The organism is Oleiphilus sp. HI0079, from assembly GCF_001635105.1.
In genome coordinates this window covers 1-1,613 of record NZ_LWFT01001429.1, presented here as the reverse complement: position 1 = coordinate 1,613, position 1,613 = coordinate 1, and the positions used below count along the sequence as shown (strand labels likewise).

The 1,613-nt window shown below is 48.3% G+C and carries 2 protein-coding genes; both read right to left on the bottom strand.

Going from position 1 to position 1,613, the window contains the following annotated elements:
- Positions 1 to 428 (bottom strand): type II secretion system protein N (locus A3750_RS24590; protein ID WP_304440227.1); only part of this gene is annotated, 428 nt, incomplete at its 3' end.
- 98 nt (positions 429 to 526) lie between these two features.
- On the bottom strand, positions 527 to 1,613 hold a 1,087-nt coding region (locus A3750_RS24585), incomplete at its 5' end, for a methyl-accepting chemotaxis protein (protein WP_156498924.1).

The following is a 1,613-nucleotide window of genomic DNA, read 5'->3' as shown; positions in this document are numbered from 1 at the left end:
TCTTTGCGAACCGAGTGAAGTTCTGCATTTCCCGGCAGAGTGTCGCCCACTCGATAGCTCTCTGTAGAACGGTCGGGGCCCTCAATCAATGCGGTGGCGTGTTTTTGGCTTTCGGACGCAGAGACTCCGGTTAGTGTCAGACGTAGATTTGTTTTTGGGAGCTCTTGGACGTCCTGCTCAACCGCCTGTGAAGCGTTGAAACTGCCAAACATCGAGTAGTCGGCGATATTACGGTTGGTTGGCTTGTTCTGTTGTGCATTGGCAGATGGGAGAGAGTCTGTCGTTGATATCGACTGACCGAGATTTTTCGAGGTGGCTGTGGCGCCAGAATATTCAAGATAAAGCGGATAGAGCTGAAAGGCACTCAAGCCGATGCTTGCGAGAATAATAACAAGCGCAATCAGCAAAGGTAGTCGCTTGTGTAACATCCAGAATTACCCCAAAACAAAATGCTAGCGTACGCTAGCTAAGCCAAACATGCTGTTCAATGTATCACAACATGTTTGGCTTGGTGCTTAATGTGCTGTTAGATTTTGAAGTTGTTAATCAGCGTTTCGAGGTTGTCCGTGCTGTTTATAAGTTGCTCACTTGCTTTAAATGCGTCATCGGCATGGGCTTGAGATTGACCGCCAAGGTCAGAAATCTCACTGGCACTTTTCTGAATGTTTTCAGTCATCATGGCTTGCTCTTCTGCTGCGCCCGCAATTTGCTGACTCATATCTACGATGCTCGAAACACTATCCACGATCTGCTCAAGTGCCTGGCTAACCTCTGAGCTGTGGGAAACAGTCTCCTCCGTTGAACTATGGCTCTTGTTCATGGAGTCAACGGCTAACGCGACGCCCTTGTGCAATTTATCAACCATCTTGTCGATGTCTTCGGTTGATTTTTGGGTGCGTTGCGAAAGGGTTCTTACTTCGTCAGCAACAACCGCGAAACCTCGGCCCTGCTCGCCGGCGCGGGCAGCTTCAATTGCTGCGTTTAATGCGAGAAGGTTAGTTTGTTCTGCGATCGCTTTTATCTCTACCAAGGCATTCGTGATTTCTCTGCTATCTTCAGACACCTGATCAATATGGCCGACGGAGGTTTTGATCTCGTTTGCAAGTCGATGGATAGATTCTACTGTTTCGCCGACGATCGTACGTCCTACTTGAGCCCGTCCTTCTGCTTGATGAGCCGCATCGGAGGTTTGGGAGGTATTCTGTGCGACTTCGCCTACTGCGGCCACCATTTGAGACATAGCATTTGAAATCTCATCGGTTTCATCGCGTTGTTTATGGAATGTATCTCTGGTTGTGGTCGCGAGCTGGTTTAATGTATGCGCATCAGCAGATAAGCCCTTGATCATAAAGCGCGCGGTTTCGATCAGCTGTTTAACCTGCATGGTCATATCGTTGAATGAGAACGTTAAAGCACCCAATTCATCGGAAGATTGTTTTTCCATTTTTACAGTAAGGTCGCCAGAGGCAACTTTGCGCGCCGCGACCGAAAAGGATGCGATGGCTTTTTTCACGGAGAGTGAAAAGCCCGTATAAAGGTAGGCAATGATAAGCAATATGATGAAGATCGCACCGAAAAGGAACCCTAAATACCCGGTTTGCTCAGCAAGGCGT